General features: G+C 39.4%; 1 protein-coding gene. It reads left to right on the top strand.

Annotated features, from left to right (window positions below):
* Nucleotides 1–86: 86 nt before the first annotated feature.
* Nucleotides 87–277, top strand: a 191-nt coding sequence (locus JUI58_RS00425) for an RRXRR domain-containing protein (protein ID WP_204101783.1), incomplete at its 3' end; no start/stop codon positions are given.

The following is a 277-nucleotide window of genomic DNA, read 5'->3' as shown; positions in this document are numbered from 1 at the left end:
TCTAAGAGTTAAGCCAGTGAGTTGTACTTAACAAGCCTAAATAACATTGTCGAGGCACACTTTACCCTAGCAATAGGAGTTAACCCATGCGGGTATTCGTATTAAATAAAAACAAGAAACCCTTAAACCCAACGCATCCTGCCAGAGCCAGAAAATTACTCAAAGCGGGACGAGCTAAGATGTTTAAACAGTTTCCCTTCACAATTATTATTCAAGACATAGAGGGAGGAGAAGTTAATGAATGTCAGTTAAAAATAGACCCCGGTTCTAAAACGAC

The sequence above is a fragment of the Spirulina sp. CCY15215 genome (genome assembly GCF_016888125.1).
Taxonomy (GTDB): domain Bacteria; phylum Cyanobacteriota; class Cyanobacteriia; order Cyanobacteriales; family Spirulinaceae; genus CCY15215.
This window is presented reverse-complemented; position numbering and strand designations above follow the sequence as displayed.